Origin of the sequence: Catenulispora sp. MAP12-49, from assembly GCF_041262705.1 — a bacterium.
Taxonomy (GTDB): Bacteria; Actinomycetota; Actinomycetes; order Streptomycetales; family Catenulisporaceae; genus Catenulispora.
The window spans coordinates 42473-67768 of sequence record NZ_JBGCCP010000004.1 but is presented as its reverse complement, the minus strand read 5'-3'; the positions used below and the strand labels follow the sequence as shown (position 1 = coordinate 67768).

Here is a 25296-nt window from a genome sequence, read left to right as displayed (position 1 = left end):
ATGCCCCGGCCGCGGCGCAAAACCGCCCGCCTCGACGAGAACGAGCCCCCGGAGATCCCGGGGCTCACCGACCTGACCCCGCTCGGCGTCGGCGGCAGCGCCGCGGTCTACCGGGCCCGCCAGACCGCGATGAACCGCGACGTGGCGGTCAAGGTCCTGATGACCCGGATGGACGACGCCGAGACGCGCCGGACCTTCCAGGCCGAGTGCGAGGCCGCCGGCCGGCTGTCCACGCACACGTCCGTGGCGGACGTGTACGACGGCGGCTTCCACCGCGGCTACCCCTACATCCTCATGAAGTACTACGCCCACGGCAGCCTCCAGCAGCGCCTCGAACTGCGCGGCGTGCTGCCCGTCGGCGACGCCCTCAGCCTCGGCGTGCGCGTCGCCGGGGCCCTGCAGTTCGCCCACGACCAGGGCATCCTGCACCGCGACGTGAAACCGGCCAACATCCTGCTCGACTACAACGACGAGCCGCTGCTGTCCGACTTCGGGATCGCCGTCGACCGCGACACCCCGTCGGCGGCGCACCGCTACGCCATGACCCCCGTCTACGCCGCCCCCGAGGTCATCCGCAACGGCGGCGGGTGGACCCCGGCCGACGTCTGGTCGCTGGCCGCGACGGTCTACGCGGCGCTCGCCGGCCGCCCGCCCTTCCATCTCCCGGGGGAGCCGGCCGGCCCCGACGTCCTGCGGGAGCGGGCGGTCCACGGCCCGCTGCCGGCCATCGACCGCCGGCAGGACATCCCGGAGCAGCTGTACGCCTGTCTTCGCAGTGCCCTGATCGGGGAACCGACTCAGCGGACCGGCTCGGCCGAGGAGTTCGCCCGGGCCCTCACCGAGGTGGAACGCGGCCTCGGGCTGGCCGCGACGCCGTGGGACGACGGTCCGGGCCGGCAGACAGGAGCGCGACAGCCGCTGCGCTCGGCTCTGGCACCGGTTCCAGCACCAGCAGCGGCACCAGCTCCTGCTCCGGAACCAGCTCCGGAACCAGCTCCTGCTCTGGCTCCAGCACCGGCACCGGCAGAACAATTGCTGGCGCAGCCGCGCGCGCCGGTCGAAGGTCCACCGGCAGGCGAGGTCGCCGGTCGAGCGGGCGTCCCGGGACTGCCCTGGGCGACGGTGCACGGGATGACCGACTACGGCGCGCCGGTCCCCGCGCCTCCCAAGCCGCAGGACGGGGTTCACATCGGTGTGCCGATCCCGGGTGGCGATCCGCGCGATCCCGACCGGCCCCGGGTCGGGCGGCCGTCGGACGGCCAGGGGATGCAGACCTCTGTCATCCGCTGGGAGGCTCCGCCGGAGCCGGAAGCGCCCGCCCCGGCCGGTTCGAGTCGGCGGCGCCCGATGTTGGTCGCCGGCGGGAGCGTGCTGATGCTCGGTGTCCTCGGCGGCGGCTATGCGGTGCTCCAGGACCAGAACGGCACCACGGCGCCGGCGGCCGCCACCTCGAACGCGCCTGTGTCGAACGAACCCGCGTCGGCGACCACTCCCCCGTCGTCACCCGCGGCCGCCTCCGCCTCCGCCACCACGGCATCCCCCAGCTCCCCCGCCGCATCGACACCGATCCCGCCCGACGGCGTCACCGTCGTCGCCTCGGGTACCGAGCTGAAGGTGTCCTGGCACGATCCCGAAGGGAATCCGCAGCACTTCCCGGTGGTCATCACCCTGGGCTCCGGCCACGCGCCGACCCCGGTGACCGGCGGCAGCCCGGCGGTGCTCACCGGGCTCGACCCGGCCAAGCCGTACTGTGTCGCGGTCGGCTACGTCTACTCCCTCGACGGCCACGCCGCTTATTCGACACCGGAGTGCGTCCGCGGCGGTCAGGCTTCTTCGCAGTAGCAGCAGTAGCACCAGAGACAGCGACAACAGACTGCGCCCCCGGAGCATCCCCGGGGCGCAGTCTGTCTGTTCGCACTGTCTATTCTGTCTCTGTCAGCGTCGACCGGCCGGTACCCGGAACGCGTCCCGCACCCGCTGCGGCGCGCTCATCGTCGTCGCCACGGACTTGCGCGCGCTGTCGCTGAGCTGCCACGCGACCTCGGCGTCGGCCATGCTCACCTGGTCGTACAACGCCCGCTCCACCAACACGGCCAGCCGCCGGACCGGTACCGGCTCCGGCACCACACCGACGGCCGCCGCCGCGACGTCGTGCGAGCTGCGCGCCCGCACCGTGAGTCCGGCGCGCTCCAGCGGATGCAGGAGCTCGTCCCATGCGCCGACGACCCGCGCCGCGGCTTCCGGGGCCCGGCGCAGGCGCCGCCGGCGCGTCAGGAGCCTGATCCGTACCGTCGCCGGCCAGGCCGCGATACCGATCAGCAGCCCCAGCGCCCCGAGCACTACGAACAGGATCACGGACACGCCGGAGTGGCGCGGCTTCACCGGATCGGTGGCCGTCGTCGTGTCCTTCGTCCGGTGGCCCTGGTCGACGGCCTGCGAGACCTGCGAGACGCCGGACTGCTCCTCGCGGGGCGGCGCGGCGGCGCTCTGGTCCGAACGCGGCGTCGGGTCGAAGTCGACCCAGCCGAGCCCGGCGAACATGACCTGGGGCCAGGCGTAGGCGTCGCCGTCGGTGACGACGTCGGTGGCGCCGGCCGTGTGCCCGGGCAGGTAGCCGACGGCCATCCGGGCCGGCAGGCCCAGCTGCCGTGCCGCCATCACGAACGCGGTCGCGAACTGCGCGCTGGTGCCGCGGTGGGTCTGCACAAAGCGGCTGATGTTCCCGCAGCTCTCTCCCGGCGGGGCCTTCTTGTCGTAGACGTAGGGCGCCGAATCCAGATGCTCCTGCAGCCAGACCGCCTCCTCGTCGGGCAGGCTCGCCTGCTCCCGTGCCTGGTCGGCCAGGCTGCGCAGCTCCGGCGGCAGGCAGGACGGGACGGCCGTCAGCGCCGCCGGCGCGTCCGGCGGGATGGCGGCGCCGGTGAGCGCCTCAGCCCCCGGATTCACCACCGAGGCGGTGACCGAGAACGTGCCGAGCGCCCCGGCGGAGGCCAGGAGCTCGTGACCGCCGTCGTACTCGACCGTGCCGGGCTGGTTCGACGACACGTTGCCGGGGTGGGGCAAGAGCGTGGCGGGCGACGCCAGCGTCACCTCCGCCGCCCCGGTGTCCCCGGTCACCGGCACGGTGCCGATCCCGGTCGGCCTGGCGTCGGCCGAGGCCTGCCAGGCGGCGCCGTCGTAGGAGTCGTAGACCAGCCAGACCCAGTTGCGGGGATGGGCCTGGAGCGCCCCGGACAGCGTCGCGGTCAGGACCGGCTGGTCCGGGGTCAGCAGCTCACCCGACACCGCGGCGAGCGGGTCGACGGCGATCTGCGACTGGACCGGGAGTTGCTGCACGCTGCGGGGGTCGAAGGCCCTGTGCAGCGGGATCGCCGTGACGCCGACGAACGCGGCCGCGCCGACGGCGACGGTCGTGAACACGGCCAGACCGCAGTCGCGCAGGGCATTCGACGCCGTCGCGGCGAGATAGCCCAGAGCCGCGACGGCGTAGCAGGCCGCGTAGACCACCGCCGAGCCGGGCCCGTGGACGCCGAGCGTCAGCAGACCGCCGAAGACCAGCGTGGCCGGCGCCAGCGCGCCGACCGGCCTGCGACTGCGGGCCGCCAGCGCCACGACCGCCGCGAGCAGGGCCCCGACCAGCAGCGGCAGGTCGGTGAAGCCGCGGCTGTCCGGCGCCGGCGTCGGAACCGACAACAACCGTGGCACGCCGTCCACGACCGCGCCGGCCACCCGCGGTCCGAAGCCCGACGGGGCGTAGGGGTCCGGGGCGGCCAGAACCATGCCCGGCAGGACCCCGGCCACGACCCCCACGACCAAGCCGACGGCCACCGCGAGCGGGCCGAGCGGACCCGGCCGATCAGGGTTCTGCCGACCCGCGACCAGCCACCGCGCTCCGAGCGCCACGACCGTCGCAACCGGGACGGACAGCGCGATCAGGCGCAGGGCCGGGGCGGTACTCAGGACCTTGACCAGCGGGAGCAGGGCCGCACCGGTCAGCAGGGCGCCGACGGCGACGGTCGCGGCCCGGCGGGTCGGCGTCGGGAGGGGCTCGGACGGCCGGTGCTGCTGCTGTTGCTGTTGTTGCTGCTGTTGCTTTTGCTGCTGCGGCGGCGACGCTGGCGCTGGCCATGGCCATGACGCCTGCGGCTGCGGCTGCGGCTGCGGCTGCGGCTGGAAGGTCGCGCTCATGCCGCAGCCCTCGCCCGGTGCAGCGCCGCCGGCAGCTCATCGGCACTGCGCACCTCGGTCCACAGGACCCGTCCGATCCGGGTGGTCGTCGCCGGACCCGGCGCGTCGGTCGCGTGCACGGCGATGACCCGGGCGTAGGATGAGGTCAGGGCCTTGAGATCGGTCGCCCACGGTGTCAGCGACCGGGTGCTCACCACGATCGCCAGGCTGCCCCGGCCGCTCTCGACCAGGCACCGGATGCCGACGCCCAGGGTGCCGCCACCGCGCCCGGACCCGGCGCCGTTCTTCTTGCCGTTCGCCGTGGACGATCCCATAGACGCCACAGACGCCGCCTCCTGCGCTTCCGGCGGCTCGGCGACGACCCGTGTCAGGGCATTGAGCACCCCTTCGGTCGACGCGGACCGACGGGCCCTCGCACCCCGCACACCCTGGTCCAGCAGCGATCGGCCGAAGGTGTCGAGCAGGACCAGCGGATCGCCGCGCTCCGTCGCGCACACCGCAGCGCTGGCCGCACAGTCGACGGCCACCTCGAAAGCCGCCTCGAAAGCCCCGCCGAAGGCGCCCTCCCGACCGCCGGGGACCACGTCGACCAGCACCGCCACGGCCGCGTGGGCAGTGTCCACGTGCTGTTTCACCAACACCCGGCCGGCATGCGCGGTCGCCAGCCAGTGGATGTGCCGGCGCTCGTCGCCGGGCACGTATTCGCGCAGCCGGTGGAAGGCCAGCGTCCCGTCCATCTTCGTCTCGGCCTGCGAGCCGTCGACCGAGCGCGCCAGGCTCCGGGCGACGTCGGGGAGCCGCACCGGCCGGGGGCGGACGTAGAGCTCGGAGAAGGTCCCGGTGTCCAGGACCCGGCGGGCCAGTCCGAAGGGGTCCGCGCGGGTCACCAGCAGCGGACCGACCCGCACGACGCCGCGGCGGGCCGTCGGCAGCGTCGGGGACTGGACCCGGGCCGTCGCGCCGCCGGCCACGGCCGGGAGCTTGACCGGCAGGTTCGCCGCGCCCGCGATCAGCCGCGTGCGCGCCGAGGGCAGGGACCAGCGCGAGGTGTTGTGCACGTCCAGCCGGGCCGTGACGTCCGGCGTGCCCCGGGTGACCTGCGGCGGGTGCGTGTACCGGTCGACCGCGAGCGCCGGGGTGCGCGCGACGGTGACCATCGCCACCAGCACCGCGGCGACGCCGGCCGATCCCACGCCCGCGAGTTCGGGATACCCGAGCGCCAGCGCGGCGCCCACGACGGCCGCGGATCCCGCGAGCAGCAGCCAGCCGCGCGCGGTCAGGGCTTTGTGGAACGGGGTGACGCCCAGGAGTTCGCCCTGCGCCGTCATCGCATGCTGCCCGCCGTGTCCGGGGTGCGGACGTGGGCGAGGACGTCGCGCACGACGTCCTCGGCCTGCACGCCGTCGAGCTCGGCCTGCGGCGAGAGCACCAGGCGGTGCGCCAGCACGGGGGCCGCGAGCAGGCGCACGTCGTCGGAGGTGGCGTACGGCCGTCCCCGCACGTATGCCAGCGACTGTGCGCTGCGCACCAGCGCCAGCGTCGCGCGCGTACTGGCGCCGTGCCGCACGTGGGGGTGGTCGCGCGTGGCGCGCGCGAGGTCGACGACGTACCGGGCCAGCGTCTCGGCCACGGTGATCTGCCTGGTCTCGCCGATCGCGCGCAGCACCGAGTCGCGGTTCATCACCGGCCGCAGGTTCTGCACGGTGTGGCCCTGCTGGTGGCTGCGGATGACGGCCAGTTCCTCCTCGGCCTCCAGGTGGCCGAGCCGCAGCCGCATCAGGAACCTGTCGAGCTGCGCCTCGGGCAGCGCGTAGGTGCCCTCCATGTCCACCGGGTTCTGGGTGGCCACGACCAGGAACGGCCGGCGCGCCGGATGGGTCGTGCCGTCGACGGTGACCTGGCGCTCCTCCATGACCTCCAGCAGCGCCGACTGCGTCTTGGGCGAGGCCCGGTTGATCTCGTCGGCGATGACGACCTCGGCGAACACCGGCCCGGGCCGGAACTCGAACTCCCCGGTCCGGGGATCCAGCACCGACGTCCCCGTGATGTCCGCCGGCAGCAGGTCCGGCGTGAACTGGATGCGCCGCCACTCGGTGTCGATCGCCGCGGCCATGGCCCGCGCCAACGTCGTCTTCCCGGTCCCCGGAACGTCCTCGATGAGCAGATGGCCCTCGGAGAGCAGACAGACCACGGCCAGCTCGACCGTCGCCGGCTTCCCGATGACCATCTCCCCGATGACATCCATCAATATGTGAGAATGAGGCATTGAACAATCCCTCCCCCAGTGCCGGCCCGACGCTTGACCCGGGGCCCGCAGTCCGAGCTGACACCCTATCGGCCGGGACGGATTCCCGAATCTGGTTCGCGGGATTTCCGAGCGCGGGGCTTGAAGGGTTTCCTCTAGTGGATAATTGCGGGCGCGCCGCCGCGAGGAATACTTGTGAATTCCGGGTTGACTGTCGCCTTCACTGTCGCCTTTGACCATCGCAGTAGACCCGACCACCCACCCACACCATCGGCCCGCCGACGCGAGTCGAGATGCACCGCCTCCCAAACATCCACCCCCGATCCCGGGACAGCCGCCCCCCGCTTCGCTACCGTGGTCGTCATGGCCGAAGCTGCTGTGCGCCGTCTGCCCGACCCGGATCCGCTCCTGGGCGCCGAGCCGATGCCCGACGCGCTGTTCGAGGACCTGCTGGCCGACTCCGGTGAGCGCAATGGCGAGGCGTACCAGGCGATCGCCGAGGCCGAGGCGACCTGGTCGTGACGCCGTGACCTTCCGGCTCACGCCCGAGCAGATCTGCCGTGTGAACCAGATCTGCGGCGGGGACGGGATACCGCGCGATCCCGCGATACTGCCGGTCGCGCTGTCCGTCGCCTACGGCGTGGTGTGGTCGCCCCGGACGCGCGCCTGGGAACTGGAGTACCCCGATCCGCTGGACCGCGCCGTGCACCTGGTCATCGACCTGATCCGGTACCGCACCTTCGCGACCTCGAACACCACGACCGCGATCCGCGTCGCCGACGTCCTGCTGGCCGCCGACGGCATCGTCCTGACCCTGGACCCCGAGCACGCCGCGCTGTGGGCCGAGCAATGCGCCCACGACCACATGCGCGCACCGTCGTGGATGAAGCAGTGGCTGGCCCCGTGGATAAAGCGGGCCGTCTGACCCGCCTTAGCAGGATGCTGCGACAGGTCGCGGGGCGGCCGGTGGGACGATCTTGGGAGGGTCCGTGGGCGACGGCGGCGGGGAGGACTGGCTCGATCTGGCCGACGCGATCACGCTTCTGCGCAGGCAGGTGGCCGAGGCGCAGCGGCGGGTCGCGGCCGAGGGCGACGGCGGCGTGCACTTCACCCTGGGCGGGATCACGCTGGAACTCGGCCTGGAGCTGACGTGGCGGCGTCGTACACGCTGGACTCCCCGACGCAGATCACCGCGATCACACCACCGGTGAGCTCGTACATGACAGCGGCGGGAAGCACGTCAGCAGGAAGCACGGCGGCGCGAAGCACGGCGGCGGCGATCCGGCCGAACCTGGCGTTCACCGTCGACGTCCGGGTCTCCACCGACGTCGACACCAGCGCGACCACCACGGCCGATCGCTACACCTACACGGTGCCCGGCTGACGGCGGCGAGCCGTGAGGCTCAGGTCTTGGGGACGATGGGAACCACCGGGACGATGGGGACGATCGGCGAGATCGTGCCGGGCGGAAGGCTGAACAGGCTCGTCTCGTAGGCGCAGACGTCGTATTCGCTGCCGGCGTCGTAGCTCTCGTTGTGGGAGTAGGACTGGACGTTCGTGCCGGTGCTCTTCTGGAGGAAGTACGTCGTGCCGGGCGGCAGCGTGAACGAGGTCTTGGGGTAGTCGATGCTGCTGTCGCTGCAGGCGTTCTGCTGACCGTCGGTGGCGCTGGCGTAGGTCTTGCAGCTGGAGCAGGCGGCGATGTTGATGGTGCCGGTGGCCGGGCCGGTGTAGAGGATCTGCATCGGGTCGGGGCTGTCGTTGGAGACGGTGATGCTGACGCTTCCGCCGGCGGTGAGGGTGGGGGTGACCTTGCCGGCGTCGGCGTCTTCCTGGGCGACCTGCGCGGCGATGCTGTACTTCTGGGCCAGGGCCTTGTTGGGGTCGTTCGGGTAGGCGGTGACGAAGGAGTCGAACGCCGACTGGGCGTCGGTGAAGTTGCCGCCCTTGTACTTGGACACGGCGCAGTCGTAGCTGCCGGATTCGACGTCGGTGAGCCCCGTGGTGCCGTCCTTCTGCAGCGCGGTGGAGATGCCGGCGACCGGGCTGGTCAGGGCTTTGATCTGGGTGTCGAGCTGGGTGAGGCTGTCGGTGGCGGTGCAGGGGTCGGTCCCGGTGATGCCGCCGGCGGCCACGCCGAGGGCTTTGGCGACGGCGGGTTCGACCTGGGCCGCCTGGGCGGAGTTGGGGAACGTGGCCAGCAGCGTGTTGAGGTTCTGGGTGCCGTTGCTCAGGGTGGCGCCGCCGGCGCTGAAGTCGCCTGTGCCGCATTGCAGGAGCGAGGTGGCCAGCGGGTCATCGGGGAAGGTCGCCAGCGTCCCGAGTTCCTGGGTGCTGAACGTCCCCGAAGGGAGGCCGCGCAGGTACGTCAGGGGCTCGATCGCGTTGCAGTAGTCGCGATTGGTGTAGGGGGCGCTGACGTTCTGGTAGAACACGGTGAGGCGTTCGGGCACGAGCTTGCCGGCGCGCGAGGTGCCGTGGTGCTCCAGGAGGTCCCGGTACGTGGCCAGCCCCGGCGCGAAGTCCGTCTCGCCGGTGGCGATGGGCTCGGCCTCGGCGGTGGTGAGGCTGGCGTCGGCCGTGGTCAGGCGCTTGAGCAGCATCTGCTGAATGGCCTCTTGGTGGGCGTTGTCGTAGAGCACCGTGCCGCCCACCGGCACCACGAGAAGCACGACGGCCAGACCGAACGCGAGCTGCGAACGCGGCGGCCAGGTCAGCGGAGTACGCAGAGCACGTGCGCCGCCGTGGACGGCGATGGTGGCGAGGAACGCCAGGTAGATGACCGTAATGGCGATCGGGACGCCGCCCGCCGTGGCGGGCAGGACGATCAGCAGCAACAGCGCGGTGGCGATCCAGCTCCAGACGGCTGCTTTCCAGCGCCGCATGAGGGCGTAGCCGAGGGCCAGGCCGCTGAGGTTCATCAGCGCGACCGCCGCGGCGCGCCACCAGTCCTTCGGCGCCGGTTCCGGAGGAGCCGGCGCGAAGGCGATCCGGCCGTCCGGCGAGCCCGGCTGTAGCGGCACGGTCGGCGGCGGCGCGGGGGGCGGCGGGAGCATGCCGAGGCTGTGGGGCGGGACGTACGGGGGCGGCAGGATCGGCGGCGGCGGGATCGTCGGTGGCGCGGCGGCCTGGTACTGCGCGGGGGCCTCCCCGGCCCCGAACTGCGGCTCGTTGGTCATCTCGGTCATGGTGAGGCCCCCTGCATTCCTGTACTGATAAGCGGCCCACGGCCTGCTCATGGCAAGTACAGCGGGGTTCCGCGGGGGCGGGCAACGGCAATTCAGCCAGGATCTTGCGGAAGGGCGCGGTTTCCTGTTGCCAAATCCGGCCGGCTGCTCGATCGGCCAGTCGATCGGCCGCTCGATCACACGTCGGGCAGGACGAGCTGTGCGCGAAGCGAGGTTCGAGCCAAGTCGACGAAGCGCTCTGTGGACCAGCCCCGGTCGCGCACCACCAGCAGATACAGGTCCGGGCTGAGCATCGCGTACAACACGTCGGCAGCCTGGTCGGCGCTGACGTCCGGGCGCGCGCCGGGCTTGGCGGTCAGGGCTTGCGCGGCGGCGAGCTGGACGGCGTAGCGCTGGTCGTTGCCCTGGCGCCAGAGCTCGTCGATCTCCGGTTCCAGGGCGGCGGCGGTGCGGAGCACGTCGGCCAGGGCAGCAACCCGGGCGATGACCGCGCTCGCGCCTTCCACGTGCGCGTCCAGGTGCTCGGCGGCGGTGGCGGCGGCCATGGCGGCGGTGAACCAGGGGCGCTGCATGGTCGGCACCGCTTCGCCGTCGCCGGCGACCGTGACGTCGGCGAGTTCCTTCAGCAGGGCGCGCTTGTTGCGGAACGTGAAGTAGATCGTCTGCACCGAGACCCCGGCCCGGTCCGCGATCTCCTGCAGCGTCGTGCTGCCGTAGCCGCGTTCGACGAACATCCCCTCGGCCGCGGTGAGGATCGACCGGCGGGTCTGCCGCGCCTTCTCCGCCTGCTTGCTGTTGACCGGGCTCATGACTGAAGTCTAGCTTTAGAGTTGAACTCTAGAGACCAACTCTAGTCAGAGACCCCAGGAGGCGGGACCATGGCTGTTCTGCGAATAGTGCGCTTCACCACCGACCCGGCGCGGACCGGCGAGATGCTGGAAACCCGGGCCGGCCTGATCACGGCGACCCAAAAGCGGTTCCCCGGGCTGACCGAGACCCGGCTGGCCCGGGTCGACGAGCGCACGTGGATCGACCAGTGGCGGTGGGAGACGGCCGAGCACATGCAGCGCGCGATCGACAACGTGGTGACCATCCCCGGCGCCGGGGAGGCGTTCGCGCTGATCGCGGAGCCGCAACCGGAAGTGGTGGAGATCGTCGACGAGGTGGTGGCGCCGGCCGCCTGAGGGCGTGAAGACATGACCGGGTGGTGAGCCCGGCCCGAAGGCACGGGATGCGGGCAAGGCTCATCGCCCTGTGGATATTCCATGGGTGACACCCCACGACGTGCATATGCTTTGCACAAACAAGCAGGTGCCTGAACTTCGCCAAGGCGCCGCAACGGGGTGGGGGTCGACGGGAATCATGCCCGGGAAAAAAGTCCTGATCACACCGCGACCTCGCTGCGGACCCTGAGCCCGGCGGTCGGGGCGAAGACCGGCATCGCCGAACCCGGGGACCAGGGCCCGAACAACAGCTGGATGATCGCCTACCAGGGCGACATAGCCGTGGCCTGCGTCGTGCAGGGCGGCAACTTCGGCGACCAGTCCGCGGGACCGGCGATCGCCGCGATGCTCACCACCGCCGGGCAGTGAGGGCGCGCGATACAAAAACGCTGGTGCGGGTGGCAGGAGTCGAACCTGCTCAGGACGAAGCCACCTGGTTTACAGCCAGGCCCGGATCTCCGGCTCCGGGGCACCCGCTCGCCACGGCACGCAGGGCAGCGTGCCGTCGTGCCCCAGGGTGGACTCGAACCACCGCGCCCGGCTTCGTAGGCCGGAGCTCTATCCGCTGAGCTACAAGGGCGTGAAAGGCAAAAGGAGAGAGAAGAAGAGAGATTGTTCGGCGCTGCGACGAGCGCCCGGAGAGCCGGTCAGATACGTCGGGACACCGCGGCATGGCGTCGGCCCTCGGCGCATCGCGCCGGCCGTCGATACACGCGGGTCTGGGGGTTCACGACGCTGCTCCTGCTTCCTTGCGGCCGGTGCCTGTTGCCCGGCTCATGTCGACGACAGTAATGCGACCCCCGATGCGGCGGCAAAGGGTTTTCCGCCACAGAATGGCGGCATGTCAGTCATCATCGATACCCCCGTCAGCTCGCGCGGCCATGGCGAGGCCCTGACCGAGCTGACGAGCAACGAGGACTTCCTCGGCGCCGTCCTGGGCACCTCGCACCGGTTCCACCACAGCAGCCGCGACAAGCTGTACTCTCCACCGTGCCGTTCGTCTGGGACTACGCCCCCGACGACGCCAGATACGACATGGCCTTCGTCGCGGGGGTCACCGGGGTCGACTACGACGACACGTTCCTGAGCCCCCGACTCGGTTTCGCGGTCGCCGAACTGCGCAAGAAGTGAAGCTTCCGCAGGCCTGATACCTGCCACGTTCCGACGGCCGTGGGGGCAAAAACCTCGGCCACAAGGACGCCGCTGGCGTTCCGCCCTGGTCGCCGGGCCGCACCCCGACCAAACTGGAGCTCATGCGTTCGCAAGGGCAGGCACAGCGGAACTCTGACAGCGGGGAATCCGCGCGTGGCGGCAAGGCCGCACCTGGCCGGCAGGCGAGCACGCGGAGCACGACGCAGCTGGATCTGTCGCTGGCGGAGTCCGCGCAGTCCATGCAGTCCATGCAGTCCCTGCCGTCCGCGGGACTCGGCCACGCGTCCGCCGGCATGTTCCAGATCCAGCGAGCCATCGGCAACGCGGCTTTCTCCCGCGTCGTGGACGGCGTGGGCGGCGTGGGCGGGGCGCCGGCCGCACCGACCGTGCAGCGCGCCCCGGCCACAGCCACACCGCCCAGGCCGGCTCCCGCGCGCCACCATCCGATGCCGGCGCAGTACCCGCGCCGCGGCAAGATCCTCATGAACTGCACGGGGCACTACACGCCCCCGCTCGAGATCGGCGACGGGACCATCAAGCCCCCGACCCCCAGTGACGTCAAGTTCACCGAGAAGCAGGTCGTGGAAATCATCGACCAGCCGCACCACGCCCCGGGCTGGATCACCGTGGTCCCCATGCACGATCCGGAGGGTTCCCCCTACTGGATCAAGACCAGCGAGGTCCAGGTCGACGCCGCGCCGACCGCCAAGGACTTCTCCCAGACCCCGATGGGCGCCGGCCAGGCGGAGCCGAACGACGTGGCCCAGGGCCAGATCGGCGACTGCTACCTGATGGCGGCGCTCGCAGCCGTCGCGCTCCAGCAGCCGCACTTCATCAACGGCATGGTCCGCGAGGACGCCGACGGCGTGCACGTCCGGTTCTACCGCAAGAAAGGCGGCCAGAAGGGAACCCGCGCCACCTTCACCGCCGAGTGGGTCGACGTCGACATGCGCCTGTTCGCCAAGGGCAACGACACCAAGCCGGTCTATGCCAACGCGCACAAGTCGCTGTGGCCGGCGATGATCGAGAAGGCGTACGCGATCTTCAAGGGACGCGCCAGGGGCTACGAGGGCATCGGCCGCGGCGGCCGGCCGAGGGACGCGTTCGAAGCCGTCCTCGGCACCGAGGCCGGCAGCCACGAGATCGGGGCCTTCGCGCAGTCGACGAAGGAAAAGCCCAATCCGTTCGCGATCACCGACGAGAAGTTCATCCACCCCTTCTCCCTGGACGAGGCCGCGCTGGTGGGCAAGGTGGGCCTCACCGCCGCCCAGGCGAAGTCGTTCCATACGCGCAGCCGCCAATACGCCAACCGCGAGGCGGTCATGGAGAAGAGCCCTCACGCTTATACAGACATCGCTGTGGTCTTGGGGTGCGCCTCCGACGCCGCCGCGAAGACCAAACTGCGGGCGTACAGCGCGGATCACCTGGAGGAGCCCCTCAAGTCGGGCAAGTACAGCGCCACGGCGGAGCACCTCTGGAACAAGATCCAGGCGAAGTTCCTGGCCGGGGAGATGATCGTGCTGTCGAGCAAGACCTGGGGAAGCCGGGGCGAGGGCCACTCGGCCGGCGAGGACATCAAGGTCGTGCCGGGCATCGCCGCGACGCACGCGTACACGGTCATGGGCGTTCACAGCGAGATCGACAAGGGAACGGGCAAGGAGATCAAGTACGTCAGGGTCCGCAATCCGTGGGGCGTGTTCGGTCGCGGCTATACGACGAGTTGGAACCCGCTCGCCCTGGGCGCGCAGACCGGCGTGAAGAAGCCGGAGGGAACGTTCGACCTCGAGCTGTCCGACCTGGTGCGGTATTTCAGTATGGCGGACCATGCACCCGCACCCGCGCCCGCCGGTACCGCCGCCGCGCCGGCGACGAAGTAGAACATCGTCCCCGGCGCGGCGGTCGAGCCCTGATTCACCGTACGGCCGCCTCCGCCGCCGCCTCACCGATCGGACTCCCGGCGGCGCCCACCGGTGAACCCCCCGCCGGCCGCGCCGCCGAGCGCTGGACGGCGTCCATGACCAGTGCCGCGATCGCGGCCGCCGCCGACGCGGCCGCCAGGAAGTACCAGACGTGCTGGAAGCTGCTCAAAGCGGCCACGCCGTCGCCCAGCAGGCTGACCATGATCGAGGTTCCGACCACCAGGCCGAGTTGGCGCGCCATGGTGACCACGCCGGAGCCCGTGGCCGCCTGGTGCGGCGGCAGGGACGCCGTCGCGGCGGCGGTGAGCTGCGGAAGGGCGAGACCGACCGCGATGCCGGAGATGATCCACGGGCCCAGCATCTGGGTGGCGTAGGCCGGCTGTTCGCCCACCGCGGCGGCCTGCCAGATACCGCCGGCGGCGAAGAGCACGCAGCCCGCCGCGATGAGGCGCCCCGGCGCCACGCGCGGAAGGTACCGGGTGGCCAACAGCGAGGTGATCGGCACCAGCGCGGGACCCACCGCGACGGCCAGCCCGGTGCGCACGGCGGAGTATCCCCAGTGCTCCTGCAACCACAGGATGCGCGACAACAGACCGACGCCGAAGGCCGCGTTGAACAGCAGCTGGGCGATGTTCGCCCAGGCGAATGAAGGTATTCGCAGCAGCGCGGGATCGATCACCGGGGCGTCGTGGTGCGTGATCAGCCAGACGAACGCGGCCACACCCACGACCGCCACCGCCCACGCGGCGAGCACCGGACCGGAGTCCCAGCCCCAGTCGTTGCCCTGGACCAGACCGAGGACCAGCGCACCCATGGCCACGGCGATGACCGCCCCGCCAAGCAGGTCCGGCCGAGGAGCATCGGCGTTGTGCCGCACATCGGGCACGACCCTGACGGCGGCGAACGTCAGCGCCAGGCCGATCGGAACGTTGATCCAGAACGCCGTCTGCCAGGAGATCTGCACCAGCCCGCCGCCCACCGCCGGCCCGAAGGCGGCCGCGACCGCACCGGTCATCGCCCACAGCCGCGCACCGGCGGCCCGCCGCTCCGCAGGCAGCGTGGCTAGCAGCAGTCCGAGCGAGGCCGGCGTCATCAGCGACGCCCCCGCGGCCTGCACGATGCGGAAGCCCACCAGCCACCACAGCCCCGGCGCGAGCCCGCAGGCCAGGCTGGCCAGCGTGAAGACGAGCATGCCGGCCACGAACCCGCTCTTGCGTCCGTAACGGTCGGTCAGGCGCCCCATGGGCACCAGCAGCGCGGCGTACACGACCGCGTAGCCGTTGAGGATCCAACTCAGCGAACCGAGCGAGGAGGTCCCGAAGTCCTTCCCGATCTCGCCGAACGCGACGTTCACGATGAACAGATCAAGGCTGGCCAGGAACGCCGAACCGGTCAGGATCGCCACCGCGAGCCTGGTCCGCTGCTGACTATGGGTTTGCATAGTCAGGAGGCTACCGGCTGGCTATGGAGTTAGCAAGCCAGAGAGGGCGACGAGGCACAGTCGCGCCCATGCCGCGTGCTCACGGCATGGGCGCGGAAGGCGGATCGAGCAGATCGACCGAATCGAGCTCAGCCCGTCGTGCAGGCGCTGCCGTTGACAGTGAACGCCGTCGGCGACGCACTGCTCGCGCTCCAGGTGCCCTGGAACCCGAAGGACGTGGTGGCCCCCGGCGCGATGGCGCCGTTGTAGCTCAGGCTCGTCGCCGTGACGTTTGCGCCGGACTGGGTGACCGTGGCGTTCCAGGCGCTGGTGACCTTCTCGTCGCCCGGGAAGGCGAAGGCGACGGTCCAGGACGTCCACGGCGCCGTGCCGGTGTTCGCGACGGTCACGTTGCCGGTGAAGCCGCCGCCCCAGACGTTCGGTGTGTACGTCACCTTGCAGGACGCGCCGCCGGTGGAACCGGCGCTCGTCGTGACCGCGACCGTGCCGGAGCGCGCCGAGCGGTTCCCCGCGGTGTCGCGGGCGTACACCGCGAAGGTGTAGGCGGTGGACGGCGTCAGGCCGGTGAGCGTCGCGGAGTTCGTGGTCGGCGAGGCCACCACGGTCTCGGTGCCGCCGGTGACCGACACCACGTCGTAGCCGGCCAGGCCGCTGCTGCTCGTGGAGGCGGTCCAGCTCAGCGTCGCCCCGGTGGACGTCACGTTCGAGGCGGTCGGGGTGCCCGGGGTGGTGGGCGGCGTGGCGGTTGTGCCCGGCTGCAGTGTGACGACCTCGGCGCTGTAGGGCGCGATGGTCTGCGAGGACGCCGAGCCGCCGGCGGCGGTGGTGATGCCGGTGCCGGGCGGTGCCAGGGTCGCGACCGACGGGGCGCCGGAGGCCGGGGTGAAGCCGCTGTAGTTCAGGCCCACGGTGTAGCTGTTGGTCGGGTCGTCGTTCACTGGCGGCGGCAGCGGCCGGCCCGGCGCCGGCCGCCAGCGGCGCGGCGGCCAAGCCCAGGAACAGCGCCGCCGCGGCGGCCACCGTCCGGGGGCGGGGGAACCGGCTTTCTCGTATTCGCATCAAGCTCTCCTGGGCTGGGGAATCGTCGAGCTGGTCTGGCATCACCGAGTGATGCTCGATACAGCCCAGGAGACGGTCAAGGCGCGGATGTGCGTTCGATGCGCTGACCCGCGCCGGAGCGTCGCAGAGCACGAAAGTTACAGAGAGATCCGATCACCCCGCCGAACGGCGGGGCGGCTCAGTACCACCCGGTGCAGTGGATGTTGCCGTTGTGGTCGTCGGCGCAGGCCCGCACCAGTACTCCGTGGTCGTCGAACTCGGGGGTGTGCGCGTCCGTGCCGCTGGTGATGGTGGCCTCGCCGAGCTTCCCCTGCCAGGTCGCACCACCGTCGGTGCTTCGGTCCACCCACACCGACGTGCCGAGTTTGCCGAAGACCCGGCCCCAGCCGCACTGCGCGCTCGGGCTGTAGCGCAGTTCGACGGACGCCGAGCCGGCGGTGGCGGTGCGGACGGTCTGGGCGTCGGTGTTGCCGCCGGGGTCCTGGTTGTCGCAGGAGGCGAAACGGGCCGGCACCGCTGCGGTGGCGGCTGCGAAGGCCGGGGCCGGGCTCGTCAGCGTCGCGAGCGCGGCACAGGAGATGACGGCCAGAGCGCCGGCGCGTGCGAAGTTCTTGGTTTTCACAGTCGAGCTCCCTGTAAGGGTTGGTCCTGTACGGGTAGGTCCTGTATGGATTGATTCGGTCAGCAGTTCGGGATCGCCACACCGTTGACGTCGTTGGCCACGTCGTTGCCCTCGTTCGCGATGAAGTAGGCCGGGACGTACTGGTTCTGTGTCGGGTTGCCGGTGTCCAGGTCGGTCTTGAGCCAGTAGTGGTTGTGCTGCGCCGGGTTGCCCGCCGGGTAGTCCGGTCCCCAGACGCGGCAGTAGACGTAGTTCAGGCCCTTGTTGAGAGTTCCGGTCTGGGTGCCGCCCGGCGCGTTGAAGCCCGGCGCGTCGGCGAACGTCTGGACGTTCACCTTGCCGGGCCCGGGGCCCGGGCCGGGGCCGCCGTCGATGCGCTTGTAGCGGTAGGCCGTGTAGTGGGACGCGGGCCAGCCGGCGAGGTTCGCGTCGTTGATACCGCCGACGGTGTGGCTCGGCGGGGCGACTCCGGAGGCGCCGCCGCCGAAGGTGAAGTAGGAGAAGTGGACGTGGTCGGGCTGCCACTGGTCGAACAGGATCGCGTGGCCGTCGGCGGTGTCGTCGAGCTCGTCGCCGGACTGCAGGTCGGACTTGGCGATCTGGTCGACCAGGCCGCCGGCCACGATGCCGTCGGTGTTCGGGTTGGACGCCAGGTGCCAGGCCATGTCGACGAAGCCCTGGCAGTCGGTGCGGTACTGCGCGGTGTGCCCGACGTCCCAGATGTACGTGGTCTGGCTGTAGGCCGGGGCCCGGTTCAGCCAGTCGTTCGCCCTGGCGATCACCTCGGCGCGGCTGATCGAGCCGCCGATGTCCGAGGCGTGCGCCGGGCCGGCGGTCGAGAGCAGCGCGAGCGGCGCGAGGCCGCACACGGCGGCCGTCGTGAGTCCGGCGGCCCGACGGCGCCCGGGCGGCCGGGTGATCGCCCGCCGGATGAATGCTCTGCGTCGTGACATGGTGGCACTCCCTGATCTCTCAGCGGCCCCGGTCCGTCGGAGCCCTCTGTCAGGGGTATCGGCGCCGGTTCTACCGATCGGCTGCCGATGGGCCACCGGTCGGCTGTCAGTCCGGTACCGGAGGGCATTCCGGCAGGCCGGAGCGGGTGTGGTCGGCTCCGATGCTCAGGTAGGGGGCGGGGACGAAGCCCCAGCCGAACCGGTACTCCCGCCCCGGGGCCTGTTCGTCGCCGCTCGTGTAGTAGTAGATCTTGTTGCCGGTGACGTCCGGGGCGCCGACCGTCCAGCACAGGAACCAGCTCGGGTCGTTGACGGCCCCGGTGCGCAGACGGGAGACGACCGGGGAGGCGGCGGCGGTCGACGGGGCCAGGTACAGCGGCGCGCGGTCGACGTTCTGGCACAGCGCGGCCTTGTCCCACTTCTGGAGGAAGGCACCGTTGCGCTCGTCGCTGTTCGCCGTGGTCTTGAGGAGGCACGTGGTGGTCGGGGCGTGGAATGGTTCCGCGGCGACGGTGAAGCGGGGGTTCGCGGTGGTGGGCCCCGCGACGAGCCACCAGGCTCCGGCCAGCACGCCGAGCCCGGCGAGCCCGGCGAGCGGGGCCAGGATCCAGAGTCGGCGGCGGGAACGGTGGGGTGCGTCCGGTTCCGTGCTCGGTTCCTTATTCGGTTCCGTGTCAGGGTTCGATGTCGGGCCGGCTGAAGGCGCCGGAGCCAGGACCGCCGGCTGAAGTTCAAGGGAGGGATCGCAGTTGAGGATCGCACGCTCCAACTCCCGCATCGCCGGGCCTGGATCCATGCCCAACTCCTCGGCCCGCAGCCGACGTCCGTCCCGGCAGACGGCCAGAGCTTCGCTGACCCGCCCCGACCGGTAGAGCGCCACCATCAGCAGGCCCCGCAGCACTTCGTCCACGGGTGACTCGCCGACGATCGTGTAGAGGTCGGGAAGCAGGGCACTGTGCCGCCCACAGGCCAGTTCGACCTCGATCCACTCCTTGCGCACCCGAGCCCTCTGCTGCTCCAGCCCGAACGCCTCGGCGCTGGCCAGCGGGGAGGCCGCGCCACCGAGAGCCGGTCCGGTCCAGGCACCCAACGCGGTGCCGAACTCGATCGCGGCCTGCTCCACGTCCCCGGCCCGCTGCGCCCGGCGGGCACGGCCGGCGGATTCCTCGAACGTGACGAGATCGAGCGGGGTGTCCGCGCGCTGCAGCAGATAGCCCGGCGACACGGTGACGATGCACGGACCCGCGTCGCCCCCGACGGCGGCCAACACCTTGCGCAGCGCGGCGATCTGGGTCTGGATCAGGGCCGGAGCAGTGGGTGGCGGCTGCTCGCCCCAGACCGCGTCGATCAGGTGATCGGTCGAGACGACTTTTCCGGGCCGCAGCAACAGGGCGGCGAGGACCGTCCGGGCTTTGGTTCCGCCCAGGTGGACGTACGCCCCGTCGCTGAAGATGCCGACGGGGCCGAGGACTCTGAATTCCACATATCGAAGCGTAGTAGCTTAATTACGAGAATAACGGCATTGACTGCCGAATCAGATCAAGCCGACAACAACCGGTCGACCAGCCCCTCGACGTACTCCGGCGTGAGCGGACCGATGCCGAACAGGACCCGGATATACATCGGCGCCAGCACGTGGTCCAGCATGGCGAGCGCGTCGGGAGCGTCCTCGCCGCGTTCGGCGGCGCGGTCGAGCATGGCCTGGAGCTGCCGGGTGCGCTCGTCCCGGAGGGCATCGCGCGCCTGTAGGCCCTGCTCGCCGGTCGTGGACAGCGCGACGGCCAGACGCAGCAGCGCCAGGCCGTCGGGCCCGGTGATCTCGCGGGCCACGGCGGCCGCGTAGGCGCGCAGGTCGCCGGCCAGGGTGCCGGTGTCGGGCATCGGCGAGCGCGCGTTCAGGTAGGTGAGCATCACGTCGGCGAGCAGGGCTTCGAGGCTCCCCCACCGCCGGTAGACGCTGCTGTCGGCCACGCCCGCGCGGGCCGCGACGTCGCCGATGGAGAACGTGCCGTAGCCGCGCTCGCTGATCAGGTCGGTGACGGCCTGGTGTACCGCCGCGGCGACGCGCGCGCCGCGTCCGCCGGGTCGCCTTGCCCGCTGCTGTTCTTCCGTGCCCTCGGCCATGCCCTCGAGCTTAACGCAGTCGAGACTTGCGTTTGCGGAGCGGGGCCCCTTACAGTCACTAACGCAGTCAATGACTGCGTTAGTGCGTGGGATCACCGATCGAGAGGAACCCCCATGGCCGCATCGCCGCTGGCCCCCGGAGCCCCCGGAGCCCTCGGAGCCACCGGAGCCACCGGAGCCACCGGAGCCCCCGGCAGCCGATCGAACCGGGCCGTGCTGCTCACGGTGGCCTGCCTGGGCCAGTTCATGGTGCTGCTCGACAACACGATCGTCGGGGCGGCGCTGCCCGACATGCAGCGCCGGCTGCACACGCAGCTGACCGGCTTGCAGTGGATCGTCGACGCGTACGTCCTGCTGGTCGCCATGCTGCTGCTGTCCGGCGGCGTCTTCGCCGACCGGTTCGGCCGCAAGCGGGTGTTCCTGGCCGGCGTGGCGGTGTTCACGGCCGCCTCGGCGCTGTGCAGCCTGGCGCCCTCGGTCGGCTGGTTGATCGGCGGCCGGGTGGTGCAAGGCATCGGCGCCGCCGCCTTGAGTCCCGCCTCCCTCGCGCTGCTCGCCGCCGCTTATCCGGTGCCGCGGGAGCGGATCAAGGCGATCGGATTGTGGGCCGGATTCAGCGGAATCGGGCTGGCCGCGGGGCCCGTGGTCGGCGGCGTGCTGATCGACGCCTTCGGCTGGCCGGCCATATTCCTGGTCAACGTGCCCATCGGCGTGGTCCTGCTGCTGGTCGGCCTGCGCAGCCTCGAGGAGACCCGCAACCCGAACGCGCCTGCGATCGACGTCCCCGGAACGGCGCTGTCCGTGCTGGGCGTGGGGGCCATGACCTACGGGCTGATCGAGGGCGGCGCGCGCGGCTGGACCTCGCCGGTGATCCTGGGCGGCTTCGCCGTCGCGGTGGTCCTGCTCGCCGCCTTCATCGCGGTCGAGGCCCGGCGCTCGGCGCCGATCCTGCCGCTGAGGTTGTTCCGGCAGCGGCTGTTCACCGTGTCCAACACGGCCATGGTCGTGGTGGGGTTCGCGCTGATGGGCTCGTCGTTCTTCTTCTCCCAGTTCTTCGTGGACGTCCAGGGCAGCTCGATCCTGCGCGCCGGCCTGCAGACCCTGCCGACGTCGCTGGCCATGGTGATCGTCAGCCCGGTCGCGGGCCGGATCGCCGCGCGGTACGGCTTCCGCATCGTGGTCACCGCCGGCCTGGCCGTGGCCGGCCTGGGACTGCTGGCACTCGGCATGGTGCACGCCGACACCGGCTACGGGAACGTGTGGTGGCGGCTGGCACTGGTCGGCGTCGGCTTCGGCCTGACCATGTCCCCGCTGACCGGAGCCGCCATCCAGGCGGTCAGTCCGCAGGAGGGCGGCCTGGCGTCGGGGATCAGCAGCACGACCCGCCAGATCGGCGCGGTGCTCGGCGTGGCGGTGCTCGGGGCGATCGTGCGCACCAGGCAGTCCGGCGGCGCCTCCTTCGAGGTTGGTCTCAACAGCGCCTTCGTCGCGGCCGGCGGGATCACGGTGGCCACCGCGGTGCTCACCGGGCTGTGGCTCACGAAGTCTCCCACCCGGGCCGCCTCATCCAGCGGCGCGCCTGAGCCCACCGGCCCGAGCCGGCAGACACCTCAGCCTCTCGTGCCCCGGGGATAAGCGGCTGCCGGGCCTCCCGGGACGGCGCTGCCGGCCCCGTACGCGACCCGGTCGACGTCCACCTCGACCCGGGTCACGCCGGCGATCCGTCCCAGCAGGTGTTCCAGCACGGCGCAGTCGGCGCTGTCCGCAAGCCGGACACGGATCCGCACCACTCCCGACTCCACGGACAGGGAATCGATCTCGGCCCCGATGTCGACGGCCCGGTCGACCACCCGGCGCCTGATCCGGCCGTCGGTGGACGGGACCGCCGCGAGCAGGTCCCGGCGGCTGACGATGCCGACGAGCCGGCCCCGGTCGTCGACCACGGGCAGCCGCCCGATGCGGTGCTCTGTCAGCAGGGAACGCACCTCGCCCACGGTGGTGCCGGCCGCGACGGTGAGGGCGGGTGCGGACATGACGTCGCCGGCGGTGTCCCATCCCTGTTCGCCGGTGCGCAGCAGATCCGTCTCGGTGACGATCCCGACGACCCGCAACGAGGTGTCCACGACCGGGAGGGACCCGATCCGCCGCCGCGCCAACTGCGCGGCGACCTTTTCCACGGCGGCGCCGGGCTGCACGGCGATGACGGGGTAGGTCATCACCTCATCGACGTAGTGGGGCGTGTGCAGGGGCGTGTCCATAGGTCCAGCTCACGTCCGGTGCCGACCGGTGACCAGGGCCGATGGTCCCGTTTCCGGCGCATCCGCCGGGCCGGCGGCCGTCGGGTGGCCGTCGCACGGAGGCCGTGTGACCGCCGGGTGGGGGCCGGATCGGGTCCAATGGCCGTACCGGCTCCGGGTCCAAAGCCCATTCTGCGGCGACCGCTCATCGAGAGAGGCTGGCGGTGTGGCCCTCATCGGGGCCGCGCGGAGCACCATCGCGATTTCAGGGCGGTCGAGGCGATGAACGGCGGCGTGATCGGTTTCGGGGCGGTCGGCTGCGGCGGTTTCGGCCTTTTCGCACTCCAGCAGCTGGTCCAGGTCCCGGGCCTGGACCTCGTCGCGGTGACGGACGTGTCCGGCCAGGCCGCGACCGGGGCCGGCGAGCTCTTCGGCGTCGACGTGGCCGCCGGTCTGGACGCCCTGCTGGAGCGCGACGACGTCGACGCCGTCTACATCGCCACGCCGCCGTACCTGCACCACGACCAGGCCATGCGGGCCCTGGCCGCGGGCAAGCACGTCATCTGTGAGAATCCGCTGGCGATCGACCTCGATGACGGCGCGGAGATGATCACCGAGGCCGGCCGCCGCGACCGGGTGCTGGTCACCGACTTCCCGCAGCGCTACGACCCGCTGTTCGAGGCGGTCGCGCGCCTGCTCCCGTCGGGGTCGCTCGGGCAGTTCCTGCACGGCTCCCTCGAGGACCTGGTCTCGGACCGGACCCTGCCGCCGGACCACTGGTTCTGGGACCGGTCCAAGAGCGGCGGCATCTTCCTCGAGCACGGCGTGCACTTCTTCGACCTGTTCGCCGGATGGCTGGGCACCGGCCGCGTCCAGACGGCCCGGATCGGAGTACGGCCCGGATCCGTCGTCGAAGAACAGGCGGGCTGCACCGTGCGCTACGACGGCGGGGGCTGGGTCGACTTCTATGACGGGTTCCGTCAGGCCTCGAGCACGGACCGGCAGACCCTCAAGCTCTACTTCGAACTCGGCGACGTGATCCTGCTGGACTGGATCCCCGCCAGGGTGCGGGTGAACGCGCTGGTCCCGCCGAGCCAGACCCGGGTCGTGACCGAGATGTTCCCGGGCGCGCGACTCGACATCGTCGAAAGGTACGCCGCACCGCCGCGCGAATACTGGAGCCGGGGAGCGGAGCAGGAGCCGGATCAGGTGGTTGACATGCCTGACCCGCTTGACCCGCCTGGCCCGCCCGACACGGCCGGCCGCGAGATCCTCAAGACCCGCCGGTACGGCGAACTGCTGCGGGCGATGTTCACCGACCAGGCGGCGTGGATCCGGGACCGCGACCACCCGCGCCGCGTCACGGAGGCCGGCGGTTACGACGCGCTCGCCACCGCCCACGAGGCCGACCGGCTGGCCAAGCTGACCGGGCTCGCCGTCGATGAGGATCTGACGACTGTCTATGGAAGAAGGCCGGATCATGAATTTCGCCGACCGTGACGACGCCGGACGGCAGCTGGCCGATGCCCTCAAGACGCTCGCCGACCACGACGCCAGTCACGACGCCGACCACGATGACGACGCCGCCGTCGTGGTCCTGGGCCTTCCGCGCGGCGGCGTGCCGGTGGCCGCCCTGGTCGCGGAGGCCCTCGGCGCGCCGCTGGACGTGATCATGGTGCGCAAGCTCGGCGTTCCGTTCCAGCCGGAGCTGGGCATGGGTGCCATCGGCGAGGACGGTATCCGGGTCCTGAACCAGGAGGTCCTGAACAACACCGGCGTCACCCAGGACGAGCTCGAGGCGGTCCAGACCGCCGAGTCCGCCGAGCTGAACCGCCGAGCCCGCCGCTACCGCCGCGGCCGCGATCGCATCGATCTGCGCGGACGCACCGCCATCGTCGTCGACGACGGTCTGGCCACCGGCTCCACCGCGCGCGCCGCGTGCCGGGTCGCGCGGGCCCACGGCGCCGCACGCGTCGTGCTCGCGGTGCCCGTCGCCCCGCGCGGCTGGACCAAGCGGCTGGCGGACGTCGCCGACGAGATGGTGTGCGTGGCGACCCCGTTCGGTTTCCAGGCCATCGGGCAGTGGTACCGGGTTTTCGCCCAGACCACCGACGAGGAAGTCGTCGACTGTCTGAACGAGGCCGCGGCCAGAGTCGGTGGGCGACAGCCGGCCGAAAGCGACTCCCCGAAAGCACGCGCCGCGGCGTCCGCAGCAGCGAAGGCACCTCGCATAGCGGACCCGGAGGTCTGGGTCCAAGCCGGACGGGTCGCACTGGCGGGGTCCCTGGCCGTCCCGCAGGACCACCCCGCCGGCGTCGTGGTGTTCGCCCACGGCAGCGGCAGCAGCCGGCACAGCCCGCGCAACCGGCTCGTCGCCGACACCCTCAACCGCGCCGGACTCGCCACCCTGCTGTTCGACCTGCTCACCCCGGACGAGGAACACCACCGCCGCACCGTCTTCGACATCCTGTTGCTGGCCCGGCGCCTGAGCGCGGCCGTGGAGTGGCTGCAGGAGCGGCCGGAGGTGCGGAACCTGCCCATCGGCTGCTTCGGCGCCAGCACCGGCGCGGCCGCAGCCCTGTGGGCGGCCTCCGAACCCGGCTCGCCGATCGCGGCGCTGGTGTCCCGTGGCGGCCGCCCGGACCTGGCCATGCGCCGGCTGCCGGACGTCACCGCGCCGACCCTGTTCATCGTCGGCGGCGCCGACGCCCAGGTCCTGACCCTCAACCGGCAGGCCGCGGCCCTCCTGGGCGGCCCCGGCCAGGTGACGGTGGTCCCGGGCGCCACGCACCTGTTCCCCGAGACCGGGGCGCTGGAACAGGTGGCAGAGTTGGCGGCCGAGTGGTTCACCGAGCAGCTGGCCGCTGTGCGCCATCGTTGAGGGCCGGCCACCTCCTGATCTACGAGCTCGTGCAAGACAGGACTTTCGAGGGCGCCACGGCCGC

The 25296-nt window shown here is 71.5% G+C and carries 24 protein-coding genes and 2 tRNA genes; 12 read left to right on the top strand and 14 right to left on the bottom strand.

Annotated features, from left to right (window positions below; all coding sequences use genetic code 11):
* Positions 1 to 1842 (top strand): serine/threonine-protein kinase, encoded by a 1842-nt coding sequence (locus ABIA35_RS10350; protein WP_370357668.1) that lies wholly within the window; start codon positions 1 to 3, stop codon positions 1840 to 1842.
* 93 nt (positions 1843 to 1935) lie between these two features.
* Here the strand turns inward: ABIA35_RS10350 and ABIA35_RS10345 are convergent, their stop codons facing one another.
* The 3 genes from ABIA35_RS10345 to ABIA35_RS10335 are packed head-to-tail and all read right to left on the bottom strand — an operon-like array spanning position 1936 to position 6433.
* Positions 1936 to 4188 (bottom strand): transglutaminase family protein, encoded by a 2253-nt coding sequence (locus ABIA35_RS10345; protein WP_370357667.1) that lies wholly within the window; start codon positions 4186 to 4188, stop codon positions 1936 to 1938.
* Positions 4185 to 5516, bottom strand: coding sequence for a DUF58 domain-containing protein (locus tag ABIA35_RS10340; protein ID WP_370357666.1), 1332 nt, complete (start codon positions 5514 to 5516; stop codon positions 4185 to 4187). The genes ABIA35_RS10345 and ABIA35_RS10340 overlap by 4 nt, the downstream gene beginning before the upstream one ends.
* Entirely contained in the window at positions 5513 to 6433 is a 921-nt protein-coding gene (locus tag ABIA35_RS10335; protein ID WP_370334121.1) for an AAA family ATPase, read from the bottom strand. Before ABIA35_RS10335 ends, ABIA35_RS10340 begins: the two co-directional genes overlap by 4 nt.
* Before the next feature lie 363 nt (positions 6434 to 6796).
* Between ABIA35_RS10335 and ABIA35_RS10330 the strand changes: the two genes are divergently transcribed.
* The 4 genes from ABIA35_RS10330 (at position 6797) to ABIA35_RS10315 (ending at position 7817) form a co-directional block, all read left to right on the top strand.
* Positions 6797 to 6955, top strand: coding sequence for a hypothetical protein (locus ABIA35_RS10330; protein ID WP_370334120.1), 159 nt, complete (start codon positions 6797 to 6799; stop codon positions 6953 to 6955).
* Positions 6956 to 6959: 4 nt separating this feature from the next.
* Positions 6960 to 7358 carry a hypothetical protein gene (locus tag ABIA35_RS10325; protein ID WP_370357665.1) on the top strand — a complete coding sequence of 133 codons (399 nt, stop codon included), beginning with the start codon at positions 6960 to 6962 and terminating at the stop codon, positions 7356 to 7358.
* A 64-nt stretch (positions 7359 to 7422) separates the two neighbouring features.
* The gene (locus ABIA35_RS10320) at positions 7423 to 7644 is read left to right on the top strand and encodes a trypco2 family protein (RefSeq protein ID WP_370357664.1); all 222 of its coding nucleotides are present in this window, start codon (positions 7423 to 7425) and stop codon (positions 7642 to 7644) included.
* Positions 7645 to 7652: 8 nt separating this feature from the next.
* On the top strand, positions 7653 to 7817 hold the full coding sequence (locus tag ABIA35_RS10315) for a hypothetical protein (protein ID WP_370357663.1): 165 nt from the start codon (positions 7653 to 7655) through the stop codon (positions 7815 to 7817).
* A 19-nt stretch (positions 7818 to 7836) separates the two neighbouring features.
* On the opposite strand, the gene ABIA35_RS10310 is transcribed toward ABIA35_RS10315, so the two are convergent.
* Entirely contained in the window at positions 7837 to 9621 is a 1785-nt protein-coding gene (locus ABIA35_RS10310; RefSeq protein ID WP_370357662.1) for a hypothetical protein, read from the bottom strand.
* A 176-nt stretch (positions 9622 to 9797) separates the two neighbouring features.
* The gene (locus tag ABIA35_RS10305) at positions 9798 to 10430 is read right to left on the bottom strand and encodes a TetR/AcrR family transcriptional regulator (RefSeq protein WP_370357661.1); all 633 of its coding nucleotides are present in this window, start codon (positions 10428 to 10430) and stop codon (positions 9798 to 9800) included.
* Between the two features lie 69 nt (positions 10431 to 10499).
* Here ABIA35_RS10305 and ABIA35_RS10300 point away from each other — a divergent pair, with 69 nt between their 5' ends.
* Positions 10500 to 10805, top strand: a complete 306-nt coding sequence (locus ABIA35_RS10300; protein ID WP_370357660.1) for a hypothetical protein — start codon at positions 10500 to 10502, stop codon at positions 10803 to 10805.
* Between the two features lie 159 nt (positions 10806 to 10964).
* The gene (locus ABIA35_RS10295) at positions 10965 to 11213 is read left to right on the top strand and encodes a hypothetical protein (protein WP_370357659.1); all 249 of its coding nucleotides are present in this window, start codon (positions 10965 to 10967) and stop codon (positions 11211 to 11213) included.
* A gap of 21 nt (positions 11214 to 11234) precedes the next feature.
* Here ABIA35_RS10295 and ABIA35_RS10290 read toward each other — a convergent pair.
* Positions 11235 to 11321, bottom strand: a tRNA-Tyr gene (locus ABIA35_RS10290).
* A gap of 31 nt (positions 11322 to 11352) precedes the next feature.
* Positions 11353 to 11424: transfer RNA gene (locus tag ABIA35_RS10285), tRNA-Arg, on the bottom strand.
* 410 nt (positions 11425 to 11834) lie between these two features.
* Here ABIA35_RS10285 and ABIA35_RS10280 point away from each other — a divergent pair.
* Positions 11835 to 11975 (top strand): hypothetical protein, encoded by a 141-nt coding sequence (locus ABIA35_RS10280; RefSeq protein ID WP_370357658.1) that lies wholly within the window; start codon positions 11835 to 11837, stop codon positions 11973 to 11975.
* A gap of 122 nt (positions 11976 to 12097) precedes the next feature.
* Positions 12098 to 13873, top strand: coding sequence for a C2 family cysteine protease (locus ABIA35_RS10275; RefSeq protein ID WP_370357657.1), 1776 nt, complete (start codon positions 12098 to 12100; stop codon positions 13871 to 13873).
* Between the two features lie 34 nt (positions 13874 to 13907).
* Here ABIA35_RS10275 and ABIA35_RS10270 read toward each other — a convergent pair whose 3' ends face one another.
* From ABIA35_RS10270 to ABIA35_RS10245, 6 genes are all read right to left on the bottom strand, one after another.
* A complete protein-coding gene (locus tag ABIA35_RS10270) occupies positions 13908 to 15356 on the bottom strand; it encodes an MFS transporter (RefSeq protein WP_370357656.1) in 1449 nt (482 codons plus the stop codon).
* A gap of 128 nt (positions 15357 to 15484) precedes the next feature.
* Complete coding sequence (locus tag ABIA35_RS10265; protein WP_370357655.1) at positions 15485 to 16294, bottom strand: cellulose binding domain-containing protein; 810 nt, start codon at positions 16292 to 16294, stop codon at positions 15485 to 15487.
* A 299-nt stretch (positions 16295 to 16593) separates the two neighbouring features.
* Positions 16594 to 17037 (bottom strand): DUF2690 domain-containing protein, encoded by a 444-nt coding sequence (locus ABIA35_RS10260; protein ID WP_370357654.1) that lies wholly within the window; start codon positions 17035 to 17037, stop codon positions 16594 to 16596.
* A gap of 59 nt (positions 17038 to 17096) precedes the next feature.
* Positions 17097 to 17990 carry a hypothetical protein gene (locus tag ABIA35_RS10255; protein WP_370334109.1) on the bottom strand — a complete coding sequence of 298 codons (894 nt, stop codon included), beginning with the start codon at positions 17988 to 17990 and terminating at the stop codon, positions 17097 to 17099.
* A 106-nt stretch (positions 17991 to 18096) separates the two neighbouring features.
* Positions 18097 to 19473 carry a BTAD domain-containing putative transcriptional regulator gene (locus tag ABIA35_RS10250; protein WP_370357653.1) on the bottom strand — a complete coding sequence of 459 codons (1377 nt, stop codon included), beginning with the start codon at positions 19471 to 19473 and terminating at the stop codon, positions 18097 to 18099.
* Between the two features lie 56 nt (positions 19474 to 19529).
* Positions 19530 to 20114 carry a TetR/AcrR family transcriptional regulator gene (locus ABIA35_RS10245; protein ID WP_370334107.1) on the bottom strand — a complete coding sequence of 195 codons (585 nt, stop codon included), beginning with the start codon at positions 20112 to 20114 and terminating at the stop codon, positions 19530 to 19532.
* Between the two features lie 246 nt (positions 20115 to 20360).
* Between ABIA35_RS10245 and ABIA35_RS10240 the strand changes: the two genes are divergently transcribed.
* Positions 20361 to 21749: an MFS transporter gene (locus ABIA35_RS10240; protein ID WP_370357962.1), complete on the top strand. Its 1389-nt coding sequence runs from the start codon at positions 20361 to 20363 to the stop codon at positions 21747 to 21749.
* Here the strand turns inward: ABIA35_RS10240 and ABIA35_RS10235 are convergent.
* Positions 21725 to 22372, bottom strand: a complete 648-nt coding sequence (locus ABIA35_RS10235) for a CBS domain-containing protein (RefSeq protein ID WP_370357652.1) — start codon at positions 22370 to 22372, stop codon at positions 21725 to 21727. The genes ABIA35_RS10240 and ABIA35_RS10235 overlap by 25 nt on opposite strands.
* Before the next feature lie 261 nt (positions 22373 to 22633).
* Here ABIA35_RS10235 and ABIA35_RS10230 point away from each other — a divergent pair, with 261 nt between their 5' ends.
* Both ABIA35_RS10230 and ABIA35_RS10225 read left to right on the top strand, forming a co-directional pair.
* Positions 22634 to 23851: a Gfo/Idh/MocA family protein gene (locus ABIA35_RS10230; RefSeq protein WP_370334104.1), complete on the top strand. Its 1218-nt coding sequence runs from the start codon at positions 22634 to 22636 to the stop codon at positions 23849 to 23851.
* Positions 23832 to 25232, top strand: a complete 1401-nt coding sequence (locus tag ABIA35_RS10225; RefSeq protein ID WP_370334103.1) for a phosphoribosyltransferase family protein — start codon at positions 23832 to 23834, stop codon at positions 25230 to 25232. Before ABIA35_RS10230 ends, ABIA35_RS10225 begins: the two co-directional genes overlap by 20 nt.
* The last annotated feature ends 64 nt before the right edge of the window (positions 25233 to 25296 follow it).